Annotated in this window: 16 protein-coding genes and 1 pseudogene; 16 read left to right on the top strand and 1 reads right to left on the bottom strand. The window is 49.2% G+C overall.

Features of this window, described 5'->3' with window-relative positions; all coding sequences use genetic code 11:
• Window positions 1-179: 179 nt before the first annotated feature.
• The 12 genes and pseudogenes from MKX42_RS20710 to MKX42_RS20655 all read left to right on the top strand — a co-directional run.
• Window positions 180-578 (top strand): annotated as a pseudogene (locus MKX42_RS20710) (recombinase family protein); the annotation flags it as partial.
• Window positions 575-832, top strand: coding sequence for a hypothetical protein (locus MKX42_RS20705; RefSeq protein WP_340754175.1), 258 nt, complete (start codon window positions 575-577; stop codon window positions 830-832). The pseudogene MKX42_RS20710 and the gene MKX42_RS20705, both read left to right, overlap by 4 nt.
• A gap of 218 nt (window positions 833-1,050) precedes the next feature.
• Window positions 1,051-2,286: an IS110 family transposase gene (locus MKX42_RS20700; RefSeq protein ID WP_340754173.1), complete on the top strand. Its 1,236-nt coding sequence runs from the start codon at window positions 1,051-1,053 to the stop codon at window positions 2,284-2,286.
• 103 nt (window positions 2,287-2,389) lie between these two features.
• Window positions 2,390-2,677 carry a hypothetical protein gene (locus MKX42_RS20695; RefSeq protein ID WP_340754171.1) on the top strand — a complete coding sequence of 96 codons (288 nt, stop codon included), beginning with the start codon at window positions 2,390-2,392 and terminating at the stop codon, window positions 2,675-2,677.
• Between the two features lie 163 nt (window positions 2,678-2,840).
• A complete protein-coding gene (locus tag MKX42_RS20690) occupies window positions 2,841-3,092 on the top strand; it encodes a type II toxin-antitoxin system HicB family antitoxin (RefSeq protein WP_340754169.1) in 252 nt (83 codons plus the stop codon).
• A gap of 528 nt (window positions 3,093-3,620) precedes the next feature.
• The gene (locus MKX42_RS20685) at window positions 3,621-3,950 is read left to right on the top strand and encodes a hypothetical protein (protein WP_340754167.1); all 330 of its coding nucleotides are present in this window, start codon (window positions 3,621-3,623) and stop codon (window positions 3,948-3,950) included.
• Complete coding sequence (locus MKX42_RS20680; RefSeq protein ID WP_340754165.1) at window positions 3,947-4,489, top strand: hypothetical protein; 543 nt, start codon at window positions 3,947-3,949, stop codon at window positions 4,487-4,489. The genes MKX42_RS20685 and MKX42_RS20680 overlap by 4 nt, the downstream gene beginning before the upstream one ends.
• 15 nt (window positions 4,490-4,504) lie before the next feature.
• Entirely contained in the window at window positions 4,505-4,732 is a 228-nt protein-coding gene (locus MKX42_RS20675) for a hypothetical protein (RefSeq protein WP_340754163.1), read from the top strand.
• A gap of 192 nt (window positions 4,733-4,924) precedes the next feature.
• Entirely contained in the window at window positions 4,925-8,302 is a 3,378-nt protein-coding gene (locus MKX42_RS20670; protein WP_340754161.1) for a X2-like carbohydrate binding domain-containing protein, read from the top strand.
• A gap of 53 nt (window positions 8,303-8,355) precedes the next feature.
• Window positions 8,356-8,574 (top strand): hypothetical protein, encoded by a 219-nt coding sequence (locus MKX42_RS20665; RefSeq protein ID WP_340754158.1) that lies wholly within the window; start codon window positions 8,356-8,358, stop codon window positions 8,572-8,574.
• Window positions 8,553-9,545, top strand: a complete 993-nt coding sequence (locus MKX42_RS20660) for a hypothetical protein (protein ID WP_340754157.1) — start codon at window positions 8,553-8,555, stop codon at window positions 9,543-9,545. The genes MKX42_RS20665 and MKX42_RS20660 overlap by 22 nt, the downstream gene beginning before the upstream one ends.
• Window positions 9,546-10,183: 638 nt before the next feature.
• On the top strand, window positions 10,184-10,792 hold the full coding sequence (locus MKX42_RS20655) for a hypothetical protein (RefSeq protein WP_340754155.1): 609 nt from the start codon (window positions 10,184-10,186) through the stop codon (window positions 10,790-10,792).
• 73 nt (window positions 10,793-10,865) lie between these two features.
• Here MKX42_RS20655 and MKX42_RS20650 read toward each other — a convergent pair whose 3' ends face one another.
• Complete coding sequence (locus tag MKX42_RS20650; RefSeq protein WP_340754153.1) at window positions 10,866-11,483, bottom strand: nitroreductase family protein; 618 nt, start codon at window positions 11,481-11,483, stop codon at window positions 10,866-10,868.
• Window positions 11,484-11,806: 323 nt separating this feature from the next.
• On the opposite strand from MKX42_RS20650, the gene MKX42_RS20645 reads away from it, so the two are divergent.
• The 4 genes from MKX42_RS20645 (at window position 11,807) to map (ending at window position 15,086) form a co-directional block, all read left to right on the top strand.
• Window positions 11,807-12,244, top strand: a complete 438-nt coding sequence (locus tag MKX42_RS20645) for a DUF1641 domain-containing protein (RefSeq protein WP_340754151.1) — start codon at window positions 11,807-11,809, stop codon at window positions 12,242-12,244.
• Between the two features lie 31 nt (window positions 12,245-12,275).
• Window positions 12,276-13,454 (top strand): NAD(P)/FAD-dependent oxidoreductase, encoded by a 1,179-nt coding sequence (locus MKX42_RS20640; protein WP_340754149.1) that lies wholly within the window; start codon window positions 12,276-12,278, stop codon window positions 13,452-13,454.
• A 159-nt stretch (window positions 13,455-13,613) separates the two neighbouring features.
• Window positions 13,614-14,243, top strand: coding sequence for an SGNH/GDSL hydrolase family protein (locus MKX42_RS20635; RefSeq protein WP_340754147.1), 630 nt, complete (start codon window positions 13,614-13,616; stop codon window positions 14,241-14,243).
• Window positions 14,244-14,339: 96 nt separating this feature from the next.
• Complete coding sequence (gene map / locus MKX42_RS20630) at window positions 14,340-15,086, top strand: type I methionyl aminopeptidase (RefSeq protein WP_340754145.1); 747 nt, start codon at window positions 14,340-14,342, stop codon at window positions 15,084-15,086.
• Window positions 15,087-15,254: the final 168 nt, after the last annotated feature.

Genomic DNA, 15,254 nt, shown 5'->3' with positions numbered 1-15,254 from the left:
TTGAAAATAAAGAGATTACAACCCCTCCCTTCCGGGAAATGTTCACCATTACGATAGGAAAACACCCGGGGGTGGTTTACATCAAAAAGCATGATTCTTGTTGAGGAATAAGGCGTAGCACATCCAGCGCCCGACCCGACTTCCATTTGAGCACCTTAAGCTTCAGAATCTTCAACAATCAGTTGCTGGATGCTTATCAGCGGCTGGAGATTGCTATGAAGCTGGGACGTGGACGAAACAAAAAGGCTTCTGAAGGCAAGTTTGCTGGTGGGGGTATTCCTTTTGGTTACAAAGGGAAACGGGGATCAAAGCAAATGTTCATTGATGAACAGAAGGCTTCTACGGTTCAGCGGTTATTTCAATTGAAAGAACAATATCCTATATGGTCATTGTCGACTTTAGCCGAGAAGCTAAACGAAGAAGGATTTACAACAGAACAAGGGAAGAGGTTCACCAAAGTACAGGTGAAACGAATCCTAGATCGTAAAGCATTTTACCAAGGAACGTATCGTTATGGACAGATCGAAGCAGACGGTAAACATCAAGCGATCCTACGGTCTGGAGGGATGTGCTTGTGACGATATTACAAGAGAAGTATGAATCGCTGGTGGAGCAAGAAGATCAGCTTCTAACAAGTCTCCGAACTACTGCTGCTTACGAAAATGCCATTTTTCAAATTACACATGAACAAGCTGCGGAAATTGATTTGCCGACAGCGGAGAAAATTATAGATAAGATTCACGAGTACACAGAAGAACTGCGGCTAGACCTGCTTTATGTACGTCTGGAGAAGTCACATGTTGCTGGGATGTTAAAACTTACAGCTTTCTAAGCATTATCGAAAACAAGAGATTGCTAACGTATCTTTGCGGCACCGACCGCTCGAACTGAGGATGCAAACTTGTTTATCCCTGATGTTTTCGCCACTCGTTTGAGTAGTTACTAATGGGCTGGATACATACAGATCAAGCGATAAAGACAGCAAAGATTCTTGAATGCTACGAATCAAATCCATTAGTAACCATTCAAATACAGAGGGAGCAAAAGAAGATGATTGAACAGCAAAATTTAATCTATGTAGGAGTTGACCTGCATAAACAGCATCATACAGCCGTCATTATTGACTGCTGGAGCAAGAAGCTAGGGGAACTAAAATTCGATAACAAGCCGTCTGCCTTTCCCTTGCTGCTTAAAGAATTAAAGAAGTACATCAAGAAGGGCTTGTCTGTTGTCTATGGACTGGAGGATGTTGGAGGTTACGGTAGAGGACTTGCCGTGTATCTGAAGGACAATCGTTGCTGGGTGAAGGAAGTGAACGCAAAGCTCGCTAACGCCAGACGAAAAAGCCATGTGACCGTTCAGAAGTCGGATAGCTGGGATGCGGAATGCGTTGCCAAGGTGCTCAGAGACGAGTTGGAGCGCCTGCCAGATGCTCAGCCCGTTGACCTGTTCTGGGCGATAAGCCAGCTTGTGACGCAGCGGAAATGGTTGGCTAACAGTTTAACGGAAACGGTAAAAAAGATGCACCAGCAGATCAGCTATTCCTATCCCAGTTACAAAAAGTTCTTCTCTGAAGTAGAGGGGAAAACGGCGCTTGCCTTCTGGGAGACCTACCCTTCACCGTATACCTTGAAGGACATGTCAGAGGAAGCCCTTGCTGCCTTCTTGCGAAAGCACAGCAACAATGGATTGTCTCATAAGAAGGCAAATCAAATTCTTAGTCTGATCGACGCAGATGGAGAAACGTATCGGGATTTTCAGGATTCAAGAGATTCAGTAGTGGTGAGTCAAGTGGAATCCGCTCGATTTTTTCAAGAACAATTGGTCAGTATCGAGGGTAAGATTGAGCATTTGATGCAGCAGCTTGGTTTCCAGCTTGAATCCATGACAGGGATCCATGTGGTGACAGCAGCGCAGCTTGTGGCAGAGATTGGTGATATTCACCGATTCTCTTCCTCCGATAAACTTGCCCGATTCGCTGGCATTGCACCAGTCATCGTAGGTTCTGGTAATAAGTTTCGAAATTATAAGAGTAAGCAGGGCAATCGGGTATTGCATGAGATTATCAAAAGCCTTGCGATTCGTCAGATTGGTGTTACCCGTACCAAGAGAGAACCAAAGAATGCCTATTTTCATGCTTATTATGAGCGAAAGATAGCAGAGGGGAAGACGAAACAGCAAGCGATTGTGTGCTTAATGAGGAAGCTGGTAAATATCATCTACGTCATGATGAAGAAAAAGTCAGCCTACGTGATGCCAAATACACCAGTACAGCAGGCGGGATGATAGAATGGGTGGTAGCTGGGATTTCATTCTCAGTTGCCACCTTCTTTATTCAAAGCTCCGCTTTATAAACTAGGATACGTATGAGGGGCAGATTGATAATCCGTTGAGTTTGAATTTGTATACGTATGTGCCTAATAATCCGTTGATTTATTTGGACCCAACAGGACATAGTCTAACAATTGGTTCTGATAGCATTGGTGGGGCAGATGCCGGATCAGGGGCGGATTTAGAGTTTAAGCATTTTTCAGATATGAATCAGTTTGAATTAACGCAAATTATGGGTGACGGAAGATACTCTATGGATGTAAGAGGAGCAGCCGCATCAGAGTTTGTAAAAAGAAACTTTTTACTTGTGGAGAACGGTGCTGTCAAAGTAGCTTCTAATCTATAAATGAGCAAATTCACTTCCAGTAAACTGTAAAATCAAAAAGAATAGAGACATCTTATAGTATGCGAATCTTTGAGAATTCTCGTATAGTAATTCCTATTAATAAAGTAGAGTAGCCCTTACTGATGTTACACGTTGATAAACACTAACTAGAAGGTGGGTAAAATTGAAAAGGAAGTCGTATGAATACTATGCAAAATTTGAATATGTTGAAGATGGAATAACCGTAACTTTCCCTGACCTGCCAGGTTGCATTACATGCGGATATCGTACTGAAGAGGCCATTGAGATGGCAAAAGAGGCACTGGCTCTATACCTTGAAGATATACCAGAAGAAAATATACCCGAACCAACAATAATTGGTGCAGATTTATTGGAACAACATGAAAAAATTTATCTGATCAGCGTTGTTTTATGAATACTAAGACAAATAGGACCACTAAAGAAATAGTGCTTGAATTATCTAAAGGAAGTAGAATAACCGTTAATTTAGTGAGTGGTGAGGGGCACCCTATAAAGATGAATTTTAAAGGCAATACTTTTTTGATATGCTAAATGATTATTGCAGTGATGAAGAGTTGGATAATTCTATCCTCATTAATAGTGAGATATACCTGGAAATTAAGGGGCTATTGAAGGCTGAAGCGGTCCTTACAAATACGATAATTATCGATACTGTTCATTTTAAAAATATAATAAAAGATAAATCGTACAGAATGGCTTGTTTTCAAAAAGTATCTGATTCTCGCGAAATGAATGGATATTTAATAAACTTTGACGAGAGAGTGAATGCATATGACCATTTTATAACGGGTTTGCTTGACTTCATTAACCGGCAGGGTATTGCAGGAACTGCATTAGCACTTGATTATCTATAATATATAGTATAAAACCTATCATTATTTACTTTGAAAAAAGTTGGGGGACTTATACAAGTGAAGAGGTTTTGCTCCCTAATGAGTTGACATTTTTTGTTGACTCATTTTCAGATAAGTTTGTAAATGATCCGCAGATAAGAACCTCCGGGCTTCCCGCTTTATCTTTAACATCAGTGGAAAGGATGGATGATGACTATCTTATTAAGGAGAAAGGCGAGTTAACAGTGGCTTATAAAGACAAAAGCATCTTTTGCTTATTGAATGCAAGTCAACCTGACGAGATTGTACAAGTGGGAGAGAATATTAGTTTTTATTTCTCTAACAAAATGCTGTCTGGAATTAAGCTGCAGTTAACCGATCATGATAAGCTGCTACTCCAGCAGGCCCATTTAATTTGACTAATACATATTTATTGAGCGAGGTGATTCCCATAGCCGCTAACTTCAACATAGTCATCTACTCTGGGGACATCATTGACCCGGATAAATTGTTGAGAATTGTGCGAGACAAGGGTTTTGAACCTGTTATCAAGCATATCGAATCAATAAAAAACTGGGAATATGAAGATGCGAGAACCCACACGATTCTGGAAATGCTGGCAGACCCTTTTTCCGCTCTTCTTGAGGAAGGGAGAATTATTCTAATCCAAGGAGAGGCTAAGCTGAATAGGTTTGTAGCTTTTTTTAGCATGGAAGAAGGCATCTATCTAACAAGTATTGCAATCAATACGCAGCATTTAGATTACTTAGACGATACGCTGAACGAACGTAGCCAGCCCTTCTATGATGCACTATCAAACCTGTTGTTATCTTCCGAGCTAATGAATGATTTCCTTGTTGCCGCATTAGGTGTGGAAGTGGTGGTGGACTACCATACCGACCCAAATAAGATGATGCGCAATAGTCACAACGTGGTGAAATGGATATTTAACACATAAAAGGAGGCCCCTAAAATGTCCCTATCCCGACAACAACTGATCGCTCTCGTAACCAAGATCGTGAACGCCGAGGGAACAGAGGCGGAGCTGGATGAGTGGCTGGAGGTCGTAGCGAGCAATGTGGCTCATCCCGGCGTGAGCGACCTGATCTTCTGGAATGAGCCGGAGCTGACACCGGAGGAGATTGTAGATGCTGCGCTATGTTATCAGCCGATTGTGCTGCCGCCCCCAATGGAGAACTAACTTTGAACTGCCTTGCGATTGCTGATCGCGAGGTTTTTTCGTATTACCCAACCTCCAATTTCGTCAAGTGTGAAAATGGTGCGCTAATTGCTGACAAAATTCCCGCATAATCAACCGTTTTCTCTCACAGGCTGGGCGAAATCTGCTCTATAATGGAAGCGTTACCAAAGTATGCTTGGGGAGGTAAGGATCATGAGTCGAAAACGTATCCGAAGACTAGGAATACTCGTCCTGCTGATAGCGATGTCAGGCTCTTTGTTGAACGTTGCTCCCGCTGTAACCCATGCCGCAGCCAGTGAAGACTACAGCTGGAAAAGTGTGGTTACCGGTGCGGGCGGCGGTTTTGTGCCGGGGATTATTTTCAACCAGACGGAACCGAATCTGATCTATGCGCGGACGGATATTGGCGGGGCTTACCGCTGGAATGAGGCGAACGGGAGCTGGATTCCGCTGACTGACTCGGTCGGCTGGGTGGACTGGAACAAGAACGGCGTAGACGCGCTGGCTACTGATCCGGTTGATCCGGACAAGGTGTATATGGCAACGGGCACGTACACGAATTCCTGGGATGGCAACGGTCAAATTATGCGTTCCAGCGACCGTGGGGATACCTGGCAGTCTACGCCGCTACCGTTCAAGGTTGGAGGCAATATGCCAGGACGTTCAGCCGGGGAACGGCTGGTGATTGATCCCAATAAGAACAGCATCCTGTTCTTCGGGGCGCGGAGCGGGAACGGTCTGTGGAAGAGTATGGACTCCGGCGTGACCTGGTCTAAGGTTACCTCCTTCACTAATGTAGGGACGTATGTTCAGAATCCGGCGAATGAGTATCAGAGTGATATCGTGGGCTTGTCCTGGATTACTTTTGATAAAAGCACGGGCTCTGCCGGACAAGCTACCCAGACGATCTATGTCGGTGTCGCGGATACCGCTAAAAGTGTGTTCCGCAGCACAGATGGAGGTGCAACCTGGTCAGCGCTGCCGGGGCAGCCGGTAGGCCTGCTTCCGCATCATGGGGAGCTGTCGGCAACCGGCGATCTGTACCTTACCTATAGTGACGGGGTCGGGCCGTATGACGGACGCAAAGGCGAGGTCTGGAAGTATAACACAACCAGCGGCGTCTGGAAAAACATCAGCCCGACTACCGGAGCTGACAACTTCTACGGCTTCGGGGGACTTGCGCTGGATGCCCAGCATCCGAATACGCTTATGGTCGCCAGCCTTAATGCCTGGTGGCCGGACGAGGTGATCTTCCGCAGTAAGGACGGCGGAGAGACCTGGAGCCGGATCTGGGATTGGGGCTTCTATCCGGAGCGCAACTACAAGTTCGAGATGGACATCACGGCGGCGCCGTGGCTTAATCTTGGGCTGACTTCGAGCTCGCTTGATCCTGCACCGAAGATGGGCTGGATGATCGGGGACCTTGAGATTGATCCGTTCAACTCGGACCGGATGATGTACGGCACGGGTGCTACGATCTACGGTACGAATAACCTCGGAGCCTGGGACACCGGCGGCAAGGTCAAGATATCCGTGATGGCCAAAGGGGTAGAAGAGACCGCAGTGCTCGGGCTGATCAGCCCGCCAGCGGGTGCCCACCTGATTACCGCGCTTGGCGATGTGTCCGGCTTCCGGTATGAGGATCTAACAGCGGCACCGGTCAAGTTCCAGACCAGCCCTTCCTGGGCCAGCACGAACAGTATCGATTATGCGGAGCTGGACCCGGCCTATGTTGTCCGTGTCGGCGGTGTGGACAAAGAGAAATATCCGAACGGTAAGTCGATTGGGATCTCGAATGACAACGGCAAAAACTGGTACATGCCGAATGCAGAACCCTCCAAAGGAGGCAGTACCACGGTAGGGCAGGGTCAGGTAGCTGTATCTGCCAGTGGGAATGCGCTTCTGTGGAGCACCTCGGATATCGGGGTCTTTTACTCCAAGTCAGGCGGCAACTCCTGGACAGCGAGCAGCGGAATTCCTGCCGGAGCGAAGATAGCATCCGACCGGGTGAATCCGAATAAATTCTACGGCTTCTATGAGGGCAAGCTCTATGTCAGTACAGATAGCGGAGCCACCTTCACAGCTACGGCTGCGACCGGCTTGCCAGCCAATAACGTGAACGGCCTGCAGCCGAGCCAGGCGCAAGTAAGCCTGAAGGCCATGCCAGGCGTGGAAGGGGATATCTGGTTTGCCGGAGGACACCCGCTGGACAAGTACGGCATATGGCACTCCACCAACTCAGGTGCCAGCTTCACGAAGCTGAGTAATGTGGAAGAGGCGGATCTGATCGGATTCGGTAAGGCCGCACCGGGTGAGAATTATATGGCACTCTATACGGTAGCCCAGATCGACGGGGTAAGAGGAGTATTCCGCTCGGATGACGCCGGAGCCAGTTGGGTGCGGATCAACGATGACGCCCACCAGTATGCCAGAATCAATATGGCGATTACAGGAGATCCGCGCGTCTATGGCCGCGTCTATCTCGGGACGAACGGACGCGGGACCTTATATGCTGATCCGGTGAATCCTCCGGCAGCAGGCTCATTAATTTCGCCGGTCACTGCCAGCTTTGATAAGAAGACAGGGAATCAGAGCGACATTGCAGTGACGATGACCTTGAACGGAAATACCCTGGATTCCATAACCAATGGAGCAGCTGCACTAACTGCTGGCACGGATTATACAGTCAGCGGTTCAACAGTGACGATTCATAAAGCTTATCTGGCAGCGCAGGCTGTGGGAACTACCACATTAAGCTTCCATTTCAGTGCCGGAGCTGCGAAGACCTTAACGGTTACGGTGGCAGATACGACATCTACGGCCAATGATTCAACCATAACACCAGTCACTGCCAGCTTCGACAAGAAGACGGGCAATCAGAGCGACATCGAAATAGCGATGACCTTGAACGGGAATACTTTAGCTTCTATTAAAAACGGCCCGGCAGTGTTAACCGCCGGAACGGATTATACAGTGAGCGGGTCGGTTGTAACGATCCACAAGGCCTATCTGGCAGCACAGGCTGCGGGAACAACCACGCTGAGCTTCCAGTTCAGTGCCGGCGCACCGCAGAGCCTGGCGGTCACGGTAACAGATACGACAGCGCCGGTGGACGGCGGTCTGAAGGTCCAGATGTTTAATAGCAGCACGGCTAATGCTGTCAATGCCCTCAGCCCGCGGATCAAGCTGGTGAATACCGGCACGGCTGCGGTCTCCCTCGCTGATGTGAAGCTCAGATATTATTACACGAGTGATGGCGAGCAGGCCCAGAATTTCTTCTGTGACTGGTCGCAGGTAGGGAGCGCCAATGTGACTGGGACGTTCGTGAAGCTTCCGGCAGCCTTGAGCGGCGCGGATCATTACCTGGAGCTGGGCTTCACAGCAGCAGCAGGCTCGCTTGCTCCGGGAGCCAGCATAGATATTCAGATGCGGGCCTCCAAGGCAGATTGGAGCAATTACTCCCAGACCGGCGATTATTCCTTCAATCCAGCAGGCACAGCTCCTGCGGATTGGGCCAAGCTTCCGGCCTATATCTCCGGCAGTCTGGTATGGGGGAATGAGCCCTTGTAATCTGTAACGCATAGCCAGGGAGGTTCCGGCGGCAGCAAAAGAACCGGTTGCACATGATGAAATTCATGGGCAGCCGGTTTTTGATATGTCAGGATGTAATAAATTGCACATTAAGGGAACCTTCGGCCGGCTATGACGAGATTGCAGCGGCCCTGGACATACCGCTGGGAACCGCCAAATCCAGGCACCATAAGGCGCTGCGCCAGAATGTGGCATTTACAGCGGACGAGGAGATGAAGGGGGAATGGACATGTCTGCCGAAAGTCAACTGAAACAGAAGTTCAACAGGTATAAACAATATACAACGATGCCGGAGCCGCTGGAGCAGCGGTTAGCAGCGAGCTTTGAGCAATTCCATCAGCCGCAGCAGAGAAGAAATATTCTTACCGGGAGGCCCGTGCGCGTGCGCGGGACAGCTAGGATCGCCCTGGTACTCTGCGGACTGATGCTCTTCGGAGGCGTGGTCTATGGTGCGGAGCGGCTATGGCAGGTTACCTATGGAGCCACCAGCTTGGAAGTGAACATTCAGCAGGAAGAGAATGAATCTGCAGCCTTTGGCAACAAGACCCGGCGGATGATTGGGGACATTCAGTCTCAGCTAGGAGTGAATGAATCGGCTATGCTGTTAATTGCCAGGCCAAACGGAATGAAAGAGCTCCGTATGATTAACCGTCCGCAGATATTCAAGGATATCGAGAGCTGGAGGGAGGCTATAGAGCCTGTCGCTGGTAAGCTGAGCGTGCCGGGCAGATTGCCGGAAGGATATCATTTTGCCGAAGGAAGATCCGACAGTACGGTGGGCATTACCGATAATTCCTGGGTTAAAAAATACACTAATGTTCTAACCAAACGGCTGAAGCCCGGTGATCATTATGCCTGGATCAAGAGCTTCAATGTACCCAACCAGCTGGCCGGGACGGTAAGACCTGAACTGGTATATCAAGGTCCTAAGGGAGAAAATGATTTCATCTCCGTTACCTATTCCCCCCTTACACCGTGGGCACAGCTAATGTCTGATGTCTGGGCGGATACAAAGGTTGAGCATCTGAAGGTAGGTTCTGAGGAGGCCTTGTATGTGGAGGATCACCAGGCCTATGAGTATAACAGCAATGGCTATTATGCTTACATCCGCTGGATTGAGCTGCGGGAGAACGAGGAGAGAAATATAATGCATGAGGTAGGGACCGGATTGCCTGAAGTCACCAGAGAGATGCTGCTAAAAGTGGCGGAAGGCCTGCGTTAACATAGAACAGCGTAAGACCATGCAAACACATATAAACCTCTATTGTTGATGTACTGAATCAACAATAGAGGTTTATATTGTTACCACTATACCCATGTTAGTCTCAGACTCCTTATCCTATCCTTTGTACTCAGCCGGGTAGAAATGGTCCGAGGCGGCAGTATATTTGCCTATCCTGCACATTCAAACTGCTCTCAACTGATCCGCTTACCACGATTGGATGGGGCCTGTGAAGCCAGTGAGCTTTAAGAAGCTCATACCGTTTCGTGCAGGGACTCACTTCAGGCGGGAATGTCAGGATCAAAGATATAGTCTCAGTCACAAGGAGGAGCGCTGCTTAAGATTAGCTGCCGGAGATTCTGCCCTGGCTTACGTTCTTCCTGCAGTGTCTGTTTCCTTGAGCTGATAATTGAATTATACCGTCCGTGCGGAGAATAGTAAAAAGCCGAAATTTTCAAATTTGCACTTCCTGTTTGGAAAAAGATCTTGTAAGCGCTGTTATCCTGCGTTTTCCTTAGAATCTGCTGAATTCAAATCCCACTGCCTTTGCTGTATAATGAAAAGGATGGTTTCAATGCTGCGTAGACTCCGGCAGCTTTGCCTGGGAGGGAAAGGATACGGAAATGAGCTTGTATGGAATGAAGCTTGAGGAACTCGGCAGCGGGCTGCTGAAGTCCTTTTTGGAGGATAATTATATATGTGCAGGCTATCCCAGTACGGGTGATCTGGAGAAGCATAGCAGAGAAGAGATCAGCAGCAAGTTAGCTGCCGCCGGCTACCGCGGGCAGGAGCTGGAGGGTGCAACCCATACCCTGAATACCTTCGTCAATGCGATGCAGGATGGGGATTATGTGCTGATTGCCGATGAAGAGTGGGTATACCTGGGGGATCTTGGCGATTACTTCTATGATACCCGGCATAGCGGCGCAGAGGATAGTACAGCCCACCGGCGCGGTGTCACCTGGCTGAAGAGTCTGCCTCTCGCGGCGGTTAATCCGGTTGTAGCAGAGCTGCTTGCCTCTGACAGCAGAATAACTGCCTATTCAGGAGTGCTGCCCGCAGCCCGAATCGATCTCTGGCTGGGGAATCAGGCAGGGGATGGCGGGAGTGCCGCCGGTGCCTGTCCGGTTCAGGTGGATGAAGCTACAGTAGCACAGGCGCTGGCTGTCCTGAAGGCAGCCTTGAACAGCACGGATGTGGAGCGGCAGGAGCGTGCGGCTGTGGCGATTCTGCAGTATGCGCGGTGAGTATGGATTGATAATACGGCAGGATTATATACAAAAAGGGTCTTCCGGTGGTTTAACCGGAAGACCCTTTTTATTAGATGAATTCAACAAACTCATTAACCGGCTTGCGGTAGCCGCGCGGTCTGATCTTGTGCTGGTTGTCCTTGCCGATCGTAATCAGCATTACCGGAACCATATGGTCGCCCAGACCGAGGGTAGCCTTCACAGCCTCCGGATCGAAGCCGATCATCGGGCAGGTATCCCAGCCCTTATCCTTGGCAATCAGCATGAACTGCATCGCCGACAGAGAAGCATTGCGGATCGCTTCATCCCGCTGGAATGCGTCATTCCCGGTATAAGCATCGTTAATGGATTGAATGGTTTGCTCGTAAGCATCTTCGCTCATCGCTCCCAGCAGCTTAAGCCCGCTATAGATTTCAGGAGCCTGCAGATAGGCATTCTTGTCACCCAGCACCACAATAACAGCAGAAGCAGTGTGGATCTTGTATTGGCCATACGCGTCCTTGCGGATGGCTTCCTTCATGCCGTCATCGCTGATTACCTTATAATGTGCATGTTGAAGATTATAAGCTGAGGGGGCCAGACGGGCCAGGGAGAACATCTCTTCAAGCTCACTCTGCGGGATGGTAACACCTTCCACGAAATTATTAGCTGATCTGCGGGATTGCACCAATTCGGAAAAAGTACTCATAAGTCATTACCTCCATCTAATTATGTATGCTGCTTAGTTATAATCAATTGCTGATATTAATTAATGAACTTACATTAAGTTACTTGCTTAAGATATCACGACTCTTTGCATACGTCAATGAGGAAAAACATAATAATTTGTAAATTTAACCTGATTAAACGACTGAGTCCGATAAAACTGATGAGGGAGTGATAAAAATCACAAAAATAGGTTGCAAAGGCAAAAAGATTGTGACAATAATAACAAATAGAGTGTTATAATAGTCACATAGTTTCATTGGATGTCAGTATGCAAGAATACGATTTGTAAAAGGAGACTTCGATATGTCAGAAACCGTTACCCAAAATCTTCCTGAACAAGAAATACCAGAAGCAGCTCTTCCCAGAGAGGATGTGCTGAAAGAGCTCTTGAAGCCGGAGGTTCAGCAATCTCTGATGGTACTGGTCGAGCAGCTGCCGCAGATCACACAAATGGTCAGTGTATTGTCCAAATCACTAGATTTTGTGCAGTCGGTGGCCACGGATGAAGTACTTAAGAATGATACAGTCGGTGCGATTAAGGAAATGGCGGGTCCTGTGGTGGGCACGGCCAAGAATCTGGCGGCCACTGTCATTGAAGCGAAGGACCGCGCGGAGGCAAGCAGCGAAACCATCAGCCTGTTCGGCATGATGAAGATGATCAAGGACCCGCAGGTACAGAAGGCTCTCCGGTTCATGAATGCCTATCTGCAGGTCAGCGGTGAGCGTCAATCGGGCAAATAAACCCGTAATACTTAATGATGGAGGAATTATGATGTCAAAACATATAGTGATTCTAGGTGCAGGCTATGGCGGTCTGCTCAGTGCCTTAACCGTTCGTAAATATATGAGCAAAGCGGAAGCCAAAATTACGGTAGTCAATCAATATCCGACACATCAGATTATTACGGAATTGCACCGGCTTGCAGCGGGCAGTGCGTCTGAACAGGCGGTGGCCATGCCGCTGGCGAAGCTGTTCGCCGGTAAAGATATTGATCTGAAAATCGCCAAGGTCAACTCGTTCTCCGCAGAGAACAAACAGGTTATTCTCTCGGACGGCGTTATGCTGACTTATGATGCGCTCGTTGTCGGTCTGGGCAGCACGACTGCATACTTTGGTATTCCGGGACTTGAAGAGTACAGCATGGTGCTGAAATCAGCAGCAGATGCGCTGCGGATTCGCCGTCATATTGAAGACCGGATTCGTGACTATTCCAAAACCCGCAACGCAGCAGATGCTACGATTCTGATCGGCGGCGGCGGACTGACCGGCGTTGAGCTGGTAGGCGAAATTGCCGACATTCTGCCTAAGCTGACTAAGCAATACGGAGTTAATCCTGCTGAGATCAAGCTGCTGCTCGTTGAGGCGGGTCCGAAGATTCTCCCCGTCCTGCCGGATCATCTGATTGAGCGCGCTACGGCCAGCCTGGAGAAGCGCGGGGTGCAGTTCCTGACGGGTCTTCCGGTTACGAAGGTGGTTGACAATACGATTGATCTGAAGGATGGCCAGCAGATTGTGGCGAACACCTTCGTCTGGACCGGCGGGGTACAGGGCAATCCGCTGGTTGGCGAATCCGGTCTTGAAGTCAACCGCGGCCGGGCCACGGTGAATGAGTTCCTGCAGTCCGCTTCACACCCTAATGTATTTGTAGCCGGAGACAGCGCTGTTGTCTTTGCACCGGATGGCCGTCCTTATCCGCCAACGGCACAGATCGCCTGGCAGATGGGTGAGCTGATTGGCTACAATCTGTTCGCTTATCTTAATGATAAGCCGCTGGAAGCCTTCAGCCCGGTCAATTCCGGCACACTCGCCAGCCTCGGACGCAAAGACGGGGTAGCCATTGTCGGCGGTAACTCCACTCCGCTGAAGGGTCTGCCGGCCACGCTGATGAAGGAAGCCAGTAACATCCGTTACCTGACTCATATCCATGGCTTGTTCAGCCTGGCCTATTAATCTTTTATCCTAAGATCCCCCTGGGGCTGTCATATGGCAGTTCAGGGGGATTTCTATTTGCAGGCAGGAATAATTTTCTATGAAAACGTGTCCGCAGGAATATCATTTTGCTATAATGATCATGTTTACATACTACGTTTTCATAGGAGGATTTCAGGCATGCCATTTCAAAAGAACGATATCATCCTGTTCCAGGGGGATAGTATCACGGATTGTGGACGCAATTACGCCGATGCCTCATCGCTGGGTGTAGGTTACGCGCTGATGGCGGGTGCCCGGCTTGGCCTTCAGTATGCGGAGAAGAATCTTACGTTCCTGAACCGCGGAATCAGCGGCAACCGGGCGGTCGATCTGCAAGAGCGCTGGGAGCGGGATTGTCTTGCGCTGAAGCCAACCTGGGTGTCTATCTATATTGGCATAAATGATACCTGGCGGTGGTATGATTCCGGGCAGGAGACTACAGCGGCTGAATTCGAGTCGTCCTACCGTGATCTGATTGAACGGACCAAGCAGCAACTGGATGCCAAGCTGGTGCTGGTGGAGCCGTTCGTATTGCCGGTGCCGGAAGACCGCAAGGGCTGGCGTCAGGATCTGGACCCCAAAATCCACGTAGTCCGTGAGCTGGCCCGTGAATACGGCGCTGTACTCGTGCCGCTGGATGGCCTATTCGCAGCGGCATCCGTCAAGGCTGAACCTGCCTACTGGGCGGCGGATGGCGTACACCCTTCGCCTGCCGGACATGCCTTAATCGCCGATGCCTGGATGAAGGCCGTAGGTGCAATAAGCTAAGAGGTACGTTGATTTCACTCTGCGTAACAAGGCTGTTATACTTGTAGGATACATACTCAAGGTAAAGCTTTGATAACGAGAGGAATGTGAGCAGGGATGACGAGCGATACGCTCCAGGATATGCAAGGACTGAAAGCGGCGGGTGCAGTGGTAGGCCACACCATCGCCGAGATGAAGAAAAGTGTGGTTCCCGGAATGACGACTGCGGAGCTGGATGAAGTGGGAGCGAAGATTCTGAGCCGTTTTGGCGCAAAATCTGCTCCAAAGGTAACCTACAACTTCCCTGGAACGACCTGTATCAGTGTCAATGAAGAGGTAGCCCATGGAATTCCGGGACAACGTGTCATTCAGGCCGGAGATCTGATCAATATTGATGTCTCTGCCGAGCTGAACGGTTATTTTGGTGATGCCGGGGTATCGTTTCAACTGCCTCCATATAATGAGAAGCTGATCCACCTTTGCCGGAGTACAGAAGAGACTATGATGAGCGTGATTAATCACCTCCGTGCAGGAATGAAGGTTAACGAGATCGGCCGGGTTATGGAGTCGGAAGCACGGAAGCGCGGCTATAAAGTAGTGCGCAACCTGTGCAGCCACGGCATCGGCAAAGCATTGCATGAGAAGCCGTTTGAGATTCTGCCCTTCTATAATCCGCGTGTAACGACGGTGCTCAAAGAAGGCCAGGTCATTACCATCGAGCCGTTTCTGTCCACAGGCACTGATTTCGTAGAGCAGCAGCCGGATGGCTGGACACTCAGCGTCGCCGACAACAGCCGAGTGGCCCAGTTTGAACACACAATTGTGGTCACCAAGGGCAAGCCGATTATTCTGACTAATGCGTGAAGATATATAAGACGCACTAAAGCTATTAATAAAAAGCAAAAAGAAGTGTAGGGGAAATTTGGAACTGGAGGAGCGATAGCGTCCGCCTTTGTGTTTGGATTTCTACCGCGAGGAGCGGTTTATATGAAGAAATCCAAACACAACAGCGGCCGGAGGGCCAAATGTTCA

This window comes from Paenibacillus sp. FSL R7-0204 (assembly GCF_038002225.1).
Classification (GTDB): domain Bacteria; phylum Bacillota; class Bacilli; order Paenibacillales; family Paenibacillaceae; genus Paenibacillus_AQ.
The sequence above is the reverse complement of the archived record's forward strand: the minus strand, read 5'-3'. Positions and strand labels throughout refer to the sequence as shown.

Bases quoted from the DNA above. Each gene is read 5' to 3' on its own strand.
- MKX42_RS20700 (WP_340754173.1), top strand. From the start codon at position 1,051: ATGATTGAACAGCAAAATTTAATCTATGTAGGAGTTGACCTGCATAAA.
- MKX42_RS20675 (WP_340754163.1), top strand. From the start codon at position 4,505: ATGTCCCTATCCCGACAACAACTGATCGCTCTCGTAACCAAGATCGTG.
- MKX42_RS20670 (WP_340754161.1), top strand. From the start codon at position 4,925: ATGAGTCGAAAACGTATCCGAAGACTAGGAATACTCGTCCTGCTGATA.
- MKX42_RS20665 (WP_340754158.1), top strand. From the start codon at position 8,356: ATGATGAAATTCATGGGCAGCCGGTTTTTGATATGTCAGGATGTAATA.
- MKX42_RS20660 (WP_340754157.1), top strand. From the start codon at position 8,553: ATGTCTGCCGAAAGTCAACTGAAACAGAAGTTCAACAGGTATAAACAA.
- MKX42_RS20655 (WP_340754155.1), top strand. From the start codon at position 10,184: ATGAAGCTTGAGGAACTCGGCAGCGGGCTGCTGAAGTCCTTTTTGGAG.
- MKX42_RS20650 (WP_340754153.1), bottom strand. From the start codon at position 11,483: ATGAGTACTTTTTCCGAATTGGTGCAATCCCGCAGATCAGCTAATAAT.
- MKX42_RS20645 (WP_340754151.1), top strand. From the start codon at position 11,807: ATGTCAGAAACCGTTACCCAAAATCTTCCTGAACAAGAAATACCAGAA.
- MKX42_RS20640 (WP_340754149.1), top strand. From the start codon at position 12,276: ATGTCAAAACATATAGTGATTCTAGGTGCAGGCTATGGCGGTCTGCTC.
- MKX42_RS20635 (WP_340754147.1), top strand. From the start codon at position 13,614: ATGCCATTTCAAAAGAACGATATCATCCTGTTCCAGGGGGATAGTATC.
- map (WP_340754145.1), top strand. From the start codon at position 14,340: ATGACGAGCGATACGCTCCAGGATATGCAAGGACTGAAAGCGGCGGGT.